Annotated in this window: 13 protein-coding genes, 1 tRNA gene and 1 pseudogene; 6 read left to right on the top strand and 9 right to left on the bottom strand. The window is 66.8% G+C overall.

Annotated elements, in window-relative coordinates; genetic code table 11:
* Window positions 1–37 precede the first annotated feature (37 nt).
* Together rhmD and ASC68_RS05910 are read right to left on the bottom strand one after the other, a co-directional pair.
* Window positions 38–1,213, bottom strand: a complete 1,176-nt coding sequence (rhmD, locus tag ASC68_RS05915) for an L-rhamnonate dehydratase (RefSeq protein ID WP_055876319.1) — start codon at window positions 1,211–1,213, stop codon at window positions 38–40.
* A gap of 52 nt (window positions 1,214–1,265) precedes the next feature.
* Window positions 1,266–2,036: an SDR family NAD(P)-dependent oxidoreductase gene (locus ASC68_RS05910; RefSeq protein ID WP_055876316.1), complete on the bottom strand. Its 771-nt coding sequence runs from the start codon at window positions 2,034–2,036 to the stop codon at window positions 1,266–1,268.
* A gap of 132 nt (window positions 2,037–2,168) precedes the next feature.
* Between ASC68_RS05910 and ASC68_RS05905 the strand changes: the two genes are divergently transcribed.
* Both ASC68_RS05905 and ASC68_RS05900 read left to right on the top strand, forming a co-directional pair.
* Window positions 2,169–3,590, top strand: a complete 1,422-nt coding sequence (locus ASC68_RS05905; RefSeq protein WP_055876313.1) for a hypothetical protein — start codon at window positions 2,169–2,171, stop codon at window positions 3,588–3,590.
* Window positions 3,587–4,333 (top strand): FadR/GntR family transcriptional regulator, encoded by a 747-nt coding sequence (locus tag ASC68_RS05900; protein WP_055876312.1) that lies wholly within the window; start codon window positions 3,587–3,589, stop codon window positions 4,331–4,333. Before ASC68_RS05905 ends, ASC68_RS05900 begins: the two co-directional genes overlap by 4 nt.
* 152 nt (window positions 4,334–4,485) lie before the next feature.
* Here ASC68_RS05900 and ASC68_RS05895 read toward each other — a convergent pair.
* From ASC68_RS05895 to ASC68_RS05885, 3 genes are all read right to left on the bottom strand, one after another.
* Window positions 4,486–4,562, bottom strand: a tRNA-Arg gene (locus tag ASC68_RS05895).
* Window positions 4,563–4,640: 78 nt separating this feature from the next.
* Window positions 4,641–5,327, bottom strand: a complete 687-nt coding sequence (locus ASC68_RS05890; protein ID WP_055876309.1) for a hypothetical protein — start codon at window positions 5,325–5,327, stop codon at window positions 4,641–4,643.
* 119 nt (window positions 5,328–5,446) lie between these two features.
* On the bottom strand, window positions 5,447–6,127 hold the full coding sequence (locus ASC68_RS05885; RefSeq protein ID WP_055876306.1) for a pseudouridine synthase: 681 nt from the start codon (window positions 6,125–6,127) through the stop codon (window positions 5,447–5,449).
* Between the two features lie 155 nt (window positions 6,128–6,282).
* On the opposite strand from ASC68_RS05885, the gene ASC68_RS05880 reads away from it, so the two are divergent.
* Complete coding sequence (locus tag ASC68_RS05880; RefSeq protein WP_055876303.1) at window positions 6,283–7,380, top strand: Gfo/Idh/MocA family oxidoreductase; 1,098 nt, start codon at window positions 6,283–6,285, stop codon at window positions 7,378–7,380.
* Window positions 7,381–7,800: 420 nt separating this feature from the next.
* Window positions 7,801–8,184 (top strand): annotated as a pseudogene (locus ASC68_RS05875) (lytic transglycosylase domain-containing protein); the annotation flags it as partial.
* 481 nt (window positions 8,185–8,665) lie between these two features.
* Here ASC68_RS05875 and ASC68_RS05870 read toward each other — a convergent pair.
* Window positions 8,666–9,322: a response regulator transcription factor gene (locus tag ASC68_RS05870; RefSeq protein ID WP_156384615.1), complete on the bottom strand. Its 657-nt coding sequence runs from the start codon at window positions 9,320–9,322 to the stop codon at window positions 8,666–8,668.
* 487 nt (window positions 9,323–9,809) lie between these two features.
* Between ASC68_RS05870 and aqpZ the strand changes: the two genes are divergently transcribed.
* Both aqpZ and ASC68_RS05860 read left to right on the top strand, forming a co-directional pair.
* Entirely contained in the window at window positions 9,810–10,526 is a 717-nt protein-coding gene (gene aqpZ, locus ASC68_RS05865; RefSeq protein ID WP_055876294.1) for an aquaporin Z, read from the top strand.
* Between the two features lie 352 nt (window positions 10,527–10,878).
* Window positions 10,879–11,532, top strand: a complete 654-nt coding sequence (locus tag ASC68_RS05860) for a phosphoribosyltransferase family protein (protein WP_055876291.1) — start codon at window positions 10,879–10,881, stop codon at window positions 11,530–11,532.
* On the opposite strand, the gene ASC68_RS29115 is transcribed toward ASC68_RS05860, so the two are convergent.
* The 3 genes from ASC68_RS29115 to ASC68_RS05845 form a co-directional block, all read right to left on the bottom strand.
* Window positions 11,529–11,693, bottom strand: coding sequence for an SH3 domain-containing protein (locus ASC68_RS29115; protein ID WP_248310496.1), 165 nt, complete (start codon window positions 11,691–11,693; stop codon window positions 11,529–11,531). The genes ASC68_RS05860 and ASC68_RS29115 overlap by 4 nt on opposite strands.
* Before the next feature lie 167 nt (window positions 11,694–11,860).
* Window positions 11,861–13,987 carry a TetM/TetW/TetO/TetS family tetracycline resistance ribosomal protection protein gene (locus ASC68_RS05850; RefSeq protein WP_082527939.1) on the bottom strand — a complete coding sequence of 709 codons (2,127 nt, stop codon included), beginning with the start codon at window positions 13,985–13,987 and terminating at the stop codon, window positions 11,861–11,863.
* A 350-nt stretch (window positions 13,988–14,337) separates the two neighbouring features.
* On the bottom strand, window positions 14,338–15,186 hold the full coding sequence (locus tag ASC68_RS05845) for an SH3 domain-containing protein (protein WP_055876285.1): 849 nt from the start codon (window positions 15,184–15,186) through the stop codon (window positions 14,338–14,340).
* Window positions 15,187–15,348: the final 162 nt, after the last annotated feature.

Genomic DNA, 15,348 nt, shown 5'->3' with positions numbered 1-15,348 from the left:
CTCCCTTTGTGGGCCCGCTTTGGCGGGCCGTTCTGCCTCAGGCGGCCTCGACCAGTTTCGCCGAGGGGTTCAGCTCGAGCCCGAAACCTGGCGCGTCGGTGACGTCGACACGACCGTTCTCGGGCACGGGTTCATTGGTGAACAGCGCGCCGAAGCTGGGCAGCACGGCGGTGCCGTCGGGGCTGTTGGCGACATATTCGCTGAAGGGCGCGTTGGTCTGCGACAGCACATAGTGGTAGCTGTAGGGCCCGCTGCCATGCGGCACCACCGGCAGGTCGTAAGCCGCCGCATGCGCCGAAATGCGCAGCAGTTCGGTGAGGCCGCCGACCCACATCACGTCGGGCTGCAGGATATCGACATTGCGCTGCTCGATCAGCTTGCGGAACCCATAGCGCGAGTACTCGTGCTCGCCGGTGGTCCAGCGGAGCTTGGGGTGGGCGCGCTTCAGCAGCGCGAAGCCATCGAAATCGTCGGGGTGCAGGACCTCTTCCCACCAATGGATGTTGAGGTGCGCACAGGCTTCGGCGATCTCGATCGCGTAGGGCACGTCGAACGCCATGTAGCAATCGACCATCAGCGGGAAATCGGGGCCGATGGCCTCGCGATGGCGGGTGAGGAACTCGATATTGGCGCGCAGGCCCTCCCGGCCGCTCGCCGGACCGTAAGGGATCGGCACCTTGCCGCCGAAGAAGCCGAGCTTCTGCGCGGCGTCGGGCCGCGGGCCGGTGCAGTAGAGCTCGACCGCCTCCTTGGTGCGCCCGCCGATCAGCTTGTAGACCGGCTCACCGCGTAGCTTCCCCAACAAATCCCACAGCGCCAGGTCGACGACGCTGATCGTCGCCAGCGCGATGCCCTTGCGGCCATAGGGCATCGAGGCGCGGAACATCTGGTCCCAGATGCGGTTGATGTCGCGCGGGTCGGCGCCCCTGAGGAAGCGGCTGAAATGGTGGTTGATCAGCCAGCAGGCCGGCGGGCCGCCGAAGCCGGTGCCACGGCCGACCTGGCCATCCTCGGTTTCGACCTCGACGACGATCGAGCCCATGACGCCGATGCCCCAGCTGGTGCGGGTCTTGCGGTATTCCGGATAGCCGGACATCGGGTTGGCGATGACGCTGTCGATCAGCCAGTGACCGCCCTCCTGACGGAAATAGTCGCCGCCGCCGGCGCCATCGAGCAGGTAGGTGCGGATCGCCACGATCTTGGGCGCGGTCATTGTCTGGTCCTCATTCGATTGTGCGCCGGCCAGCGAGCCGCCGACGAGAAGGTCATTGCAGGTTCACGAACATGCCGCCGTCGACCAGCAGCGCGGCGCCGGTGACGTAGCGCGCCATGTCGGAGGCGAGAAACACCACGCACTCGGCGACGTCGTCGGGGCGGCCGAGACGGCCGAGCGGGATGCGCTTTTCGAACGCCGCCCGCTTGTCGTCGGCTTCGAGATCGGCGCGGTTGAGATCGGTCAGGATGGCGCCCGGCAGCACCGAATTGCAGCGCACGCCGAAGGCTCCGAGGGCAACCGCGGCGGATTGCATCAGCGAGTGCACCCCGGCCTTGGTCGGGGTGTAGTGCGTCTGGGTGGCGCCGCCGACCAGCGCACTGATCGAGCTGGTCGCGACAATCGCGCCGCCCCTGCCCTGCGCCCGCATCTGCCGCGCCGCCGCCTGCACCACGTAGAACGCGCCATGGAGGTTAACCGCCATGGTGCGCTCGAGCAGCGCCGGCGGCAGGTCGAGGAAGCTGTGAAACGGGCAGATGCCGGCATTGCTGGCCAGCACGTCGACGCCGCCGAAGGCCGCCACGGTGCGCTCGATCAGCGTGGTCGAGGTGTCGGGCAGCGCGATATCGCCTTCGACAACGATGGCCCGGCGGCCGGCGGCCTCGACCAGCGCCACCACCTGATCGGCAGCCCGCGCCTCGTCTGCACCCGGCGCGCAGTTGATGGCGACGTTGGCGCCATGGCGGCCGGCCAGGGCGGCAATCGCGGCGCCAATGCCCCGCGAACCGCCCGTCACCAGCACGACTTTCCCCTCAAGCAGCATGCCCGTCCTCCTGGCCATATTCATCAACATGGAAACTTGTAAGTCAAGTTGCTTTGTTGCTAGCTTGCGAAGCATTCAAGTGATTGCCCCGGGCTGGGGCGCGCTGTAAGGCTGAAACGACGGGAGAGACGGATGACCGACGACGCAGCGCCGCGGCCGAGGATCGGCACCATGGCGGTTGGGCTGGGGAGCTACTGGAGCCAGTTCGCCGGGATGAAGGATGCGGTGCTGGACGCGCACCGGCGCCTCTGCGCGCTGGTCTCGCCGCATGGCCAACTGGTCGAGGCGGGCCTCGTCGACAAAGCCGCGTCGGCACGCATCGCCGGCGACACGTTTCAGCGTGAGGATGTCGACCTGGTGTTCGTCCAGCTCGCCACCTATGCGAATTCCGAAACCTTGCTGCCGGCGATCCGGGCGCTGGATGTGCCGGTGGTGCTGCTGAACGTCCAGCCGCAGCGCAAGCTCGACATGGCCCGGGTCACCGGCATCGGCGACTGGCTGGCGAGCGGGGTGACCCCCTCGTCATTGCCGGAAATGACCAATGTGCTGATCCGCCTCGGCAAGCGCTTCGACGTGCTCACCGGCCACCTCGACAATGACCTGGAACTGGCAGACAGCCTCGCCACCTGGTGCAGGCTGGCGACGCTCTGCCGCCGCTTGCGCACCCAGTCGATCGGCCTGCTGGGGCGGCCGTTTGCCGGCATGATGGACCTGAACATCGACGAGACCCACCTGTTCAAGCAGCTGGGCAGCTTCGTCGACCACCGGCACTGGGACGAGCTGGTAGCTGAAATGGACGCGGTAACGCCTGCCGAGCAGGCCGCCGGGGTCGCCGAACTGCGCCGGATCTTTCCGGCCTCGGGTTCGCTGACCGAGGCCGAGTTCGCGGCAGCCGGCACCGTCACGGCCGCCGTGCAGCGCTTCGTCGCGCGGCACAATCTCTGCGCCATCTCCAGCCATTATGACGGCCCGGTGCAGGGCCGGCACGCCGAGCTGCTGGCCGCGCTCAATCCTGCCTTGTCGGTATTGAACGCGGCGGGCATCGCTTGCCCGGTCGAGGCCGACATCAAGGTGGCCGTGGCCATGCTGCTGCTCAAAACCCTCGGCGGCAGCGCCACCCTCGCCGAGCTCTACTCGATGGATTTCGACGACGATGTGGTGATCATCGGCCATAGCGGCGCCGGCGATCCGGCGATCTCACGCGAGCCGGCGCGCCTCGCCATGTCCGAGGTGTTCCACGGCAAATCCGGCAAGGGCTACCTGACGCAGTTCTTTCCCGGCCCGGGCCCCGTTACCCTGTTGTCGATGACGCAGGGGGCCGATGGGGATTTCCAGCTGGTGGCGGCGGAGGGAGAGATCGTCCCGGGCCCGACGCTGCAGCTGGGCGACACCAACGCCCGGGTCCGCTTCCCGCAGGGGCTGCGCCGCTTCGTCAACGAATGGAGCCGCCCCGGCCCGACCCATCATGGCGTCCTGGGCTACGGCCACCACGCCGAAGGCCTGCGGGCCGCCTCGATCGCCCTCAACCTGCCGCTACAGATGGTGACACCATGACCGACAGCGCCGTTGCCTCGCTGAGCAAGGGGGCGCCGCTCGCCCGCAAACCTGCCGCGGAACTGGTGGTCGAGCGCCTGCTCGAGCTGATCTATGCCGGCAGCCTCAAGGCAGGCGACACCCTGCCCACCGAGCAGGAAATCGGCGCGGCGCTGCAAGTCAGCCGGCCAGTGGTGCGCGAGGCGCTGCGCGGCCTCCAGATTCTCGGCGTCGTCGAGACGCGGCAGGGCGGGCGCTGTTCGGTCACCGACCTGAAGCCGGAGCGGCTGGCGGCGCCAGTGCAGATGCTCATCGCGCTCGACGAGCGCAACATCGATTCGCTCTACGAAGCCCGCATGGCGGTCGAGGGAGAACTCCTGGCGCTGGGGGCGCTGCGGGCCACCGACGAGGCGATCCTCCACCTCGACCACATGGTCCGCGAAGGCTACCGACTGATCGCCGACCCGGTGGCCTTTCGGGTGCTCGACCTCGAGTTCCACCAGACCCTGCTCGCGCTTGCCGGCAATCCGTTCCTCGAACGAACCGCCCGATCCTTCTACCACGCCGGAACCGAGTTCAGACGCATCGCCTCCGAGACGCCAGGAGTGCTGGAAAACAGCGCCAGGGAGCACGAACGGATCGTCACCGCGGTGACCGCGCACGACCCGCAGCAGGCCAGGCTCGCCATGCGGGACCACCTGTCGAGCATCGCCGCGACGACAGCCAACGCAATGAAGAGCGTTGCGACGACGCGGGGTGATTGAGGGAGGACGTCGCTGGAAGCGGCCTGTCATCTCACATGCAGGAGAAGGCCAGAGGTGCCGCCTGCTCGAAACTCACCGCCTGATTACCAAGTGGCCGGAACTGCAAGCCGTGGTCTGAGCCGCTTAACTGCTTCGTCGCAAGGCTGGAGGATTGGCGCACCCGACGAGATTCGAACTCATGACCTCTGCCTTCGGAGGGCAGCGCTCTATCCAGCTGAGCTACGGGTGCAGCGGGACTAGGCAATAGGCGATTGGTGCGACGAGTGCAAGACGGTCGGCTCCCCGGGAGAACCGACCGGTGGAAAGCTCAGGCGGCGCGGTGCCAGAGGCGATCGAGTTCGCCGAGCAGCCGGAAGGTGACGCCGTCGGCGGCTTCGAGATCGCCAAGCGGTTCGACCGGAGCGCTGTCCTGCTGCGCGGCGTGGAGCGCCGCGAACACCGAGGCGATGCCGTCTTCGAGATCGACATCGAGCAGCGGCGCTTCGTCATCGCTGTCAGCCTCGACATCAAGCTCGACGATGGTGTCGGCATAGGCGGCCGGCATGTGCTCGAAGGCGCTGGCAGCAAGCGGCGCGGGCGCCGCGTCCAGCAGAGCAGCTTCAATGGCATCGGCGATGTCGGCGGAGCCGACCGCTTCGGCCGGAGCCTCGTCGCCGAAATCGACGGCGGCATCGGCCACCAGTTCATCGGTCGCCGTCGCTGCGTAGACGGTCTCGCCAGACTGGGGGATGGGCTCGCCTTCGACGACATCGTCGAGATCGGCGGCAGCCAACGGCTCGTCCGCGTCGCTGACGGCGCTATCTGAGAGCTCCACAGTGTCGGCTTCCGGCCCAAGAAGCGCTTCCACGCCGGCGACCGGCATGGCCTCGGCATCGACCGGTTCGGCTGCTTCAAAGCCCTCCACCGCCGCGGCGGCTTGGGTGTCGTCTGCCAGGGCGGCGACGATCGGGTCGATATCGGAAGCGGCGTCCTGCCGGTCCTTGATCTCGCTCATCGTTCTCTCCGAGCTCGGGTTGAGACGCTGGCGACGCTAAAAGGCGGAAATGGCCCGTTTCAGGCCTCAATCCGGCACTCCAATGACGATTTCGTGACAGGCCGGCCGGCTGCGGCGGCTCAGAACGGCGCCGGAACGCGGAAATTCACCCAGTGTCCAGCGGGGTGATTGAAGCCCAGTTCCTCGGCGTGGAGCTGCAGGCGATCGGCCGCGGCGAAGGCCTCGCCGGTCGAATAGAACGGATCGCCGAGGATCGGGTGGCCGAGCTCGAGCATGTGGACGCGCAGCTGGTGGGTGCGGCCGGTGAGCGGGTAGAGCCGCACTCGGGTGATGCCGCCCTCGCGCGCCTCGACCTTCCAGTCGGTGACGCTCGGCCTCCCCCTCTCATAGTCGACGCGCTGGCGCGGCTTGTTTTCCCAATCGGTGGCGAGCGGCAGGTCGACGCGACCCTCGTCGGCTTCAACATCCCCCCAGACCCTTGCCACGTATGACTTTTTGGCGCGGCGCTGCTCGAATTCCTGGCCGACATGGCCGAGCGCCCGCTTGTTGAGACACATCACCAGGACGCCGGACGTATCCTTATCGAGCCGGTGCGCCATGGCGGCGCTGGGCCAGCGCCCTTTGACCCGCGCCTCGAGACAATCGGCCAAAGCCGGGTCCTTGCCGGCGACCGAGAGCAGGCCCGAGGGCTTGTCGAGCACGACGATATCGTCGTCGGCATGCACCACGGTGAGCCACGGTTCGGTCGGCGGGCGATAGTCGAAACTGGTGGGGACGGGATTGAGCATTGCGCCGCTCATAGCAGGATCGGGCCACGGTGAGAAACCTTGCGTTACGTACCTCATTTGCCTCTGGCAATCGACGCCAATTGCGGCGATGCTGCCTTGAAGATTGGAGCGGCGCGCCCGACCGGGCGGATCGGCCGGTTTACCGACAGGGACGGAGACACAAGACTATGGACGGCAAGCGTCGCGTTGGCGTGGGCATCATCGGGTGTGGCAATATCTCGAGCCAGTACCTCAAGGCGATGCGGGATTTCTCGGTATTGGAGGTGATCGCCATCGCCGACATGAAGCCGGAGGTGGCCGAGAAGAAGGCCGCCGAGTTCGGGCTTACCGCGGTCTCGGTCGAGGCGCTCCTGGCTGACCCGAGGGTCGAGATCATCGTCAACCTCACCATCCCCCGGGCACATGTCGAGGTCGGCCTCCGCGCCATCGCGGCGGGCAAGCACGTCTATGGCGAAAAGCCGTTCGGCATCACCTATGCCGAGGGCAAGACCCTGGCCGCGGCGGCGAAGCAGGCGGGGCTCAGGGTCGGCTCGGCGCCCGACACCTTCCTCGGCGGCGCACACCAGGAGGCACGAGCCCTGCTCGATAGCGGCGCGGTGGGCGAGATTGTCGGCGGCACGGCGTTCTTCGCCTGCCCGGGACATGAGCGCTGGCACCCCGATCCGGCGTTCTATTACGACGTCGGCGGCGGGCCGGTGCTCGATATGGGGCCGTATTACATCACCGACCTCATCAACCTGCTTGGCCCGGTGAAGAGCGTGCAGGCGATGAGCGCGACGCCGCAGAAAGAGCGGCCGATCTATTCGGAGCCCAAGAAGGGCCAGCTGATGCCGGTGAAGGTGTCGACGCATGTGGCGGGGCTGCTGGAGTTCCACTCGGGCGCCATCATCCAGGTGACGCTGAGCTTCGACGTGCCGGGCCACGCGCACCTGCCGTTCGAACTCTACGGAAGCAAGCAGAGCGTGCTGGTGCCCGACCCCAACATGTTCGGCGGCGAGGTGAAGACGCGGGCGGCGGGCGAGAAGGACTGGACGGTGGTGCCCTACGCCCTGCCCTATGCCGATGCGAACTACCGCTCGCTCGGCGTCGCCGACATGGCGCACGCCATCCTCGAAGGCCGGCCGCACCGCGCTTCGGGCGACCTGGCGCTGCACGTGCTCGAGGTGATGGAAGCGTTCGAGACGGCGAGCCGCGAGCGCCGGGCCGTGGAGATCACCACGCCAGTGGAACGGCCGGCGCCGCTCAAGGAGTCGGTGATCGCCTAGGGCAGCGAAAGGCTGCCGACGACGGGATGGCCGGCGCGGGCTGCCCCCCCACCCCTGTCCCCTCACACAAATATCGAGGCTGACGTCTCCCTCCCCCTGTTTGAAGGGGAGGGGACAGGGGTGGGGGGGCAGCTCGCACCGGCTCCTGCGCGAAAGCACCGCATATCGGCTCAAATCCCCCGCAATTCACCCGGGTTCCCCCGCGCAAAAGCTTCTGTTAATAGAGACTTTATGTTCAGGGCCCCTGTTCTCTCGCGCGTTGTGCGCCTCACGCTCGCTGTGCCTGTCCTCGCCGGGCTGGTCGCGGGCTGCTCGATGGCGGGGTTACCGGGGTTCAAGCCGGCCTCGCCGGCGGCAATCGCGGCGATTGCACCAGTGCCCGAGACGCGGCCCGAGAGCGAAGGCGAGGCCTTCGTGCCGCTGGCCTTTGCCGAAGCGCCGGCCCGCACCTCGTCCTCCGGGGTGGACGGGCTGATCGCCAAATATGCCAGCGTCTACGATGTGCCGGAGTCGCTGGTGCGCCGCGTGGTACAGCGCGAAAGCGGCTTCAACCCGGGGGCGCGCAACGGGCCATATTACGGGCTGATGCAGATCCGGCACGATACGGCGCGCTCGATGGGTTATGGCGGCGGCGCCTCCGGGCTGCTCGATGCCGAGACCAACCTCAAATACGCGGTGAAGTACCTGCGCGGCGCCTATATCACCGCCGGCTACAATTCGGATGGCGCGGTGCGCTACTACGCCCGCGGCTATTATTACGACGCCAAGCGCCTCGGCCTGCTCGAAGAAGCTGGCCTCCGCTGAGGCGCGTTGCGCCCTAAGCCCCTAAGGCGACTTCCACAGATCTGCTGGCAGGCTGACGCCGAACTGGCATAGTCTATCCCCGATCATCACGCTGCTCGACGGCGGCAGCGCCGATCAGCGACGGATCGCCGGCTATGCCTGCCGCGGTTTCCTGACCTGGACGCTTAGCCGCCCGGATGCGCCCTTTTGCAAGAGAGGGGGTCCTTGAGGGCACATTGGCTCAGGCACCGGAAAACGGAACCACCGGCGTCATTGCTGCAAAAGCCTCACGTCCGTTCGGGAGCCATCGCGAACGAAAGGTGCTGCTTCGAGGCAGGCAACAACCCGGTGGAGCCGGGCAGCGCGGGGGCGGCGCTGCTGGCGCTCCTCGCGTCCTGCGGGGAGCATTTTTGTCTCGGGGCATCTTCAGTTTCGTCGAGACGACGCCCAGTTCCTGTCTGGTCGCACTTTCGAAAAGTCTTACAACTTTCCCTGAAAGCACTCAGCTCTCGATGGCGAGCCGAACCAGTTCGGCGGTGTTGCGCGCGCCGATCTTTTCCATGATGTGCCGGCGATGCACCTCGACCGTGCGGTAGGAGAGGCCGAGATCGACGGCGATCTCCTTGTTGGTGCGGCCATCGACGACATATTGCAGGATCTGCCGCTCGCGATAGGTGAGCGTGCCGAAGCCCTTCACCGTCACGGTGGATGGGCCATCCTTGCCCTGTTCGACATGGATGTCGCCACGGAAGATTTCCTGCGCAGCGACAGCCAGTTCAACCGGCGCATAGGGCGGGGAAAACACTGAGCTGGCGCCGTGCTTCATGGCGGCCACCACCATTTCAGCACGTACGTCGGGAGGCGCCAGAAGGAAGGTGTGGATGCCCAGGTGCTGGCCGCGGATGGCGTTCAGCGCCTCGAGCGCGTCCGCCATGTCGCGTTCCTCGCCGCACAGCGGCATCAGCACCAGATCAGGACGCCTGAGCGCCATGAGCCTCGTCAGAGCCATCACGTCCGGCACCATGGAAACCTGGAAGCCCTGCGCGATGAACTCGTCGCACAGTGCCTTGGATATCCGTGCTTCCGGGTGCGTTAGATAGATCAGCCGATCTCTATTGAGATAGGGCCGATAGGGTATCGAGTCCGCAAGTCTGTCCACTTTGCCACCTGAGGTTGCAGGCCAAAGCTGTTGCCGATCTGTACCGGCACCAGTAGGTAACGGGGCTCATCCCCGTACCCTCGAATCGCGTCCACATAAGTATTAGAGCACGACTGACAGAAGCCTGACAATGCACAGTAACCGGGTCGTTACCTAATTCGGCAGTGTAATTTGCGCACCATCTACGGTGATAACGATAGTCATCGATTTGTTCTATTTTGAGCTAAATAGGAAAATCCACTGCCGAGCTTCGGAAAAGCTGAATTTTGGCGTCCGCATTTGTAGCGCAGCTAAAGTCCACGTAAACGTTTTCGGGGCCTAAGCTTAACCCGGCAGCACCCGGCGCGACACGCAGACGCCTGCACAGGCTACGTTTTTCGTCCTCACCCAGCACAACAGTGGTGCAAAACCCGGGTGCGGCGATTCACCGGCGCTACAACAGCGCCTAACAGTGAGGCGTGGGAACGACTCCTGAGAGGGTTTGGTTATGTTCAGAAGACTATCGGCCGAAGCATTCGGCACATTCTGGCTTGTATTCGGCGGATGCGGCAGCGCCATTCTTGCGGCAGGGGTGCCTGATGTCGGCATCGGCTTTGTCGGCGTGTCGCTGGCATTCGGCCTGACGGTGCTTACCATGGCCTATGCGGTGGGCGGCATTTCGGGCGGGCATTTCAACCCGGCGGTGTCGCTCGGCCTCGCGATCGCCGGCCGCTTTGCCTATAAGGATCTGGTGCCATACTGGGTGGCGCAGCTGATCGGCGGCGTTGCCGGCGCGGCTGTACTGTTCATCATCGCCTCGGGCGTCGCCGGCTATACGCCGGGCGGCTTCGCCTCGAACGGCTACGACACGCTGTCGCCAGGCGGCTACGGGCTCACCGCGGTGCTGCTTGCGGAAGTGGTGCTGACGGCGTTCTTCCTGATCGTCATTCTCGGCTCCACTGCCAAGGCGGTGCCGGCCGGTTTCGCCCCGATCGCCATCGGGCTCAGCCTGACGCTGATCCACCTGATCTCGATCCCGGTGTCGAACACCTCGGTCAACCCGGCCCGCTCGATCGCCGCGGCGATCTTTGCGCAGAACGGCGCGCTCGGCCAGGTCTGGCTGTTCATCGTGGCGCCGCTGATCGGCGCTGCCATTGGTGCGGCGATCTGGAAATACCTGCTGTCGCCGGGCGAAAGCCCCGCCAATATCGGCCAGGTCGAGTAAGACCAGGTCTCGATACAACAATAGAGGGCCGGGAGACCGGCCCTTTTCTTTTATGCATCGGGTACGGGCTAACCAGGTCGGACGCGGTCGCGGCGCCGGACGGGATCGCCAGTAGCACTCTCCCACCCACTAGCTGTCATCCCAGCGAAGGCTGGGACCCATCCATCAGCTGGTGCGGGCGGCACCGGACGAGGGCAGAGCCCTCGCCGGGGGGCCCAGCTTTCGCTGGGATGACATCGAGTGAGTCCGCAAATCGAGAACATGACTGCACATTTCAGGCGGGCATTGGTGAAACCACCTCGCCCCAGCGAGCGTTTATGCCAATCGCAGTCGTCCATCCGGATGCACGGGCATGTTCACGCAGCATGGCATCGAGCCCAGTTTCACCGATCGACACGAGGCCGGCCGGGCGTTGGCCACCGAGCTTCTGGCGCTTCACCTCGACAACCCGCTGATCCTGGCATTGCCGCGCGGCGGTGTGCCGGTGGCGCGTGAGGTGGCGACGGCGCTTGGCGCCGAGTTCGACCTGCTGCTGGTGCGCAAGATCGGCGCACCGGGGCACGAGGAATATGGCATCGGCGCCGTGGCCGAAGGAGCGCATCCGCAACTGGTGGTGAGCCAGGCCGTGCTGGGTCTGGCCGGGGCATCGCAAGGCTACCTCGAGGCCGAGCAGGAGCGGCAGCTCGCCGAAATCGAGCGCCGACGGCTGCTGTGGCGCGGCGGACGGCCGCCGATCCCGGTGGCCGGACGCACCTGCGTGGTGGTGGATGACGGCGTCGCCACCGGCAACACTGCTCGCGCCGCCATCCGTGCGCTGCGCTTTGACGGCGCGGCCCGGATCATCCTCGCGGTGCCGGTGGCGCCGCCCGATGTGATCGAGCAGCTGGCGCAGGAGGCGGATATGCTGGTCTGCCTCAAGACGCCCGAGCCATTCCTCGCGGTGAGCCTCCACTACCAGCATTTCGGCCAGCTCGGCGACGAGCAGGTGACCGAGCTGCTCGGCTAGTAACTGCCCGCCGGCCGGATGTAATCGGAGTAGACCCAGCCGCGTCCGCCATTGGGGCCACTGACCAGGGTCCAGTTGCCCTCGATCCGGGAAATCGACAGCCGGGCGCCTCGCTCGAGGGCGACGACCCTGGCGCTGCGCTTGCTGGGCCCGGCGCGCACCCAGAGTGACTTCACCACCACTTCGTGGGTCAGGGTTGGCGGTTCAGGCGCCGTGGCCGTTGCGGCCGCCGCGGCGAGCGGCGCCACGGCAACGAACTTCGCGATATCGAGGTCGGTGGCAGCGGCCGTGGGCAGGGAGGCCACATAGCCGGGCCGCACGTCCGACTTCACCGGCGCCGCGGCGACCGCCTCGGCCAGCCGTTCGACGGTGAATACGGCTCCGGCGGTGATGATGAAACCAGCGGCGATGAGCGTGCCGGCGAACCAGAGGAGAGAGTGAACGGACCGCGCCATGGGTCAGCTCCATATCGCCTCCCGGCCCGGTCGGAGGTTAGCTGTGAGGTCGACTGGCGCCTCGGAAAGCGCCGCAGCACATGCAGCAGGTACTCCTTGCGGTTCAGCGGATTGTTGTCGGAGCGCCGCCGGGTGGGCACTGGCCCGGCCACGGCGCGGTAGCCGGCAAAGCTGGTTTCGAGGGCGCCCTCGCCATGGGTCAGCCCGGGCAGCAGCTGTTGCAGCTCGTGCACCCGGGCGGCGGCGATCTCGCCTTCGACCACATAGCTCGCGCCCTCCAGCACCGGCTGGCCCGGCAAGGCATCGAGCCGCGCCAGCACCGAGAGTGCGGCCGCCAGCGCCTCGGCTGGGACATCGATGAGGAAGTGGTGGATCGGCTCACACACCGCGGTACCGGCCAGCCGCAGCGCCTCCATCAGCACCAGCGGCGTCAGGTTGCGGAAATCGCCGGCGGCGCTCATCGGCGCCTTGTGGGCAGCATCGGTGACGCTGACAATCGCGTCGGTCACCTGCCACCCCATCAGCCCCTGCCGCAGCGTCTCGCCAATCGCCGCTTCTATGGCTTCATAGAATGCCACCGGCATAGCGCCGAACATCGCCTCGAGCCTGATATCGAGGCCCGAGCCGACCGGTCCGGGCGCGACGCGAATGCCGACCGTGGCGAGGAACGGGTTCGGCGGCTTGAAGATCAGCTCGACCGCCGCGCCGCTGCCGAGCGGGCGCTCGACGCAGATCATGGTGGTTTCGCGGAACGCTACCGCGAGCCCGTAATCGGTGAGGAGCGTCGCCTCGATCACCTCCTTCTGCACCTCGCCGTAGAGCGAGACGAAGATCTCCTGCCGTGTATCGTCCTTGCGGAGGTTAATCAGCGGATCCTGCTCGGCCAGTTGCCCGAGCGCCGTCCACAGGGCCCGGCGGTCGGCGGCCGCGACCGGCACCACCAGCGTTTCGAGCGTCGGCGGCGCGAAGTGCTGCGCTGCCGGGCGCGGCGAGATGCCGATGCTGTCGCCGATCCGCACATCGAGGCCACGCAGCCGGGCGATCTCGCCGGCCACCACTCGATCGCGCCGCACGACGGCGCCGCGCTCGAACACCTCGACGCCAGTGATCTTGGCGTCTTCGCCGCGCAGCTGCAGGCGCTCGCGGTTATAGAGGGTGCCGGCGAACATCCTGACATAGGCGAGCTTTTCGCCGGCCGGACCGCGATCGACCTTGAACACCGTGCCGGAGGGCGGCGCCTCCTGCTCGGCAGACGGGGCGGGCAGCAGCTCGGCGATGTCTGACAGCAGCGTCTCCACCCCGGCCCCCGATATGGCCGAGCCCAGGAACACCGGATGCAGCCGGCCGGCACGGCTCTGCTGCACCAATGCTCCGCGCAGCCGGTGGTAAGGCAGGGGGCGGTTGTCGACATAGGCGGCCAGCACCGCCTCGTCGTGCTCGGCGAGACGTTCGGCGAGGGTGTCGTGGAAGCCTTTGTCGTCGGGACCGAAGGGGGCGAATGCCGCAGCGGCGGTGCCGAGCCCCTGGCCGACGCCCATCGGCACGATATCCGGGGTCAGCCGACGGCGGATGGCTGCCAGCACCCGGTCCGGGTCGGCACCGGCGCGGTCGAGCTTGTTGATGAAGATCAGCGTCGGGATCCTGAGCCGCTGCAGCGCCCGCATCAGCACGCGGGTCTGGCCCTGCACGCCTTCGACCGCCGAGACCACCAGCACGGCGCCATCGAGCACGTTCAGCACCCGCTCCACCTCGGCGATGAAATCGGGGTGGCCGGGGGTATCGATCAGGTTGATCGTCGTATCATGGGCGACGAACGACACCACGGCAGCCTTGATGGTGATGCCGCGCTGGCGCTCCAGCGCCATTGTATCGGTCTGGGTATTGCCGCCATCGACGCTCCCGAGGCGGTCGATGACACCGGCTGCGTAGAGCAGCCGTTCCGTCAGAGAGGTTTTACCGGCGTCGACATGCGCCAGAATCCCAAGGTTCAGTGTTCGCATTGCGCGTCACGTTCTCAAGTTGGGGAAGGGCTCCTTTCTCGATGAACATGACTCGGGGCATTGCGATCTCCATGGGAGGGCTGTGAAGGACGCGGAATTAATCACGGGCGGAAGCGCCGGGCAACCCCGGCCGGCGCGGGCACCGGTTTGCCTTCTCCCCTTGTAGGAGAAGGTGGCGCGCAGCGCCGGATGAGGGGTCCGCGCAACGAAGTGTAGCGCGCTCGGAGCGTAAGCGACGAGCGACGGCGTACGCGGAGAGAACCCCTCATCCGGCCTTCGGCCACGTTCTCCCACAAGGGGAGAAGGCACTCGCTGCCGACGACGGCGCGGCGCCGCGTGCCCTCTGGCTGCTAGTTCAGGTAATCCTTGTAGACCCAGCCGGTGCGGCCCTGGTCGTCGGTGATCTTCAGCCAGCCGCGCTGGTTTTCGCTCACCGTGACCTTCTCGCCGCCGGCGAGGCCGAACACCCGGCCGTTCGACTTGCCCGGGCCGGAGCGGACATTGACGCCGGAGCCGGCAACGGTGCGGGAATCGCCGGAGGCGGCCGCTTCCTGTTTGGCGGGTGCGGGTTCTGGCTTGGCTTCCGGCTCGGCGGCAGGCTGTTCCTTTGCCGGTTCCGACTCGGGTTCGGCAATCGGCTCGGGCTCAGACTTCGCCACTTCAGCGAGCTTCCGCTCAGCCTCCGCCTTGACGGTCGCGGCGGTCTCGGTGGGCGCTTCGGCGAAGGCTGCCACGTCGAGCGGGGTCGGGCGCTCCAGCGGCTTCGTGGTATCGCCGGCAACGGCGTCCACCGCCTCGACAGCGGTCTCGTCCTGCACCGGCGGGCCGGCGCCATCGCCCTCGGCATAAGTCTCGGGGTCGGCGGCAGCGTTGGCGGCGGCGCCGGCGAGCCAGCCCTCGTCATCGGAAGCGAGCGCCACGAAGGTATTGCCGATCATCGCGTCGACCCGCTGCGCCCGCTCGACGCCCTCCGGCACCTCCGGCGCAGTGGTCATCGCCACGGTCGATGCGACAGGGGCCGCGGGAGCCGTCGCAACGGGCGCGACAGGGGCCGGGCCGAGCGAGGCCTCGGCCGCGACGGGCGCGGGCGCCACGCTGGTGGCGGTCACGGGCGCCTTGCGGGCAAAGCACTGGTCCAGTCCACCGCACTGCAAGCCGAGCAGTACAGCGCCGATCGCGCCAATGCCAAGCACCGCCATTGCCGGCGCACCGACACGGACCAGAAGTTGCTGAGTTGTCGCCCTTCGCCGACGCGCCGAGTGACGCGAAAGCTCGTCGAATGCCCCGTTCATGGCCCTTACAATGATTAACAAGCTTGTGGAAAGTCTGTCCCGAAAGCGACGCAAATCGGGCAATGGCTT

The organism is Devosia sp. Root105 (assembly GCF_001424865.1).
Lineage (GTDB): Bacteria > Pseudomonadota > Alphaproteobacteria > Rhizobiales > Devosiaceae > Devosia_A.
The sequence above is the reverse complement of the archived record's forward strand: the minus strand, read 5'-3'. Positions and strand labels throughout refer to the sequence as shown.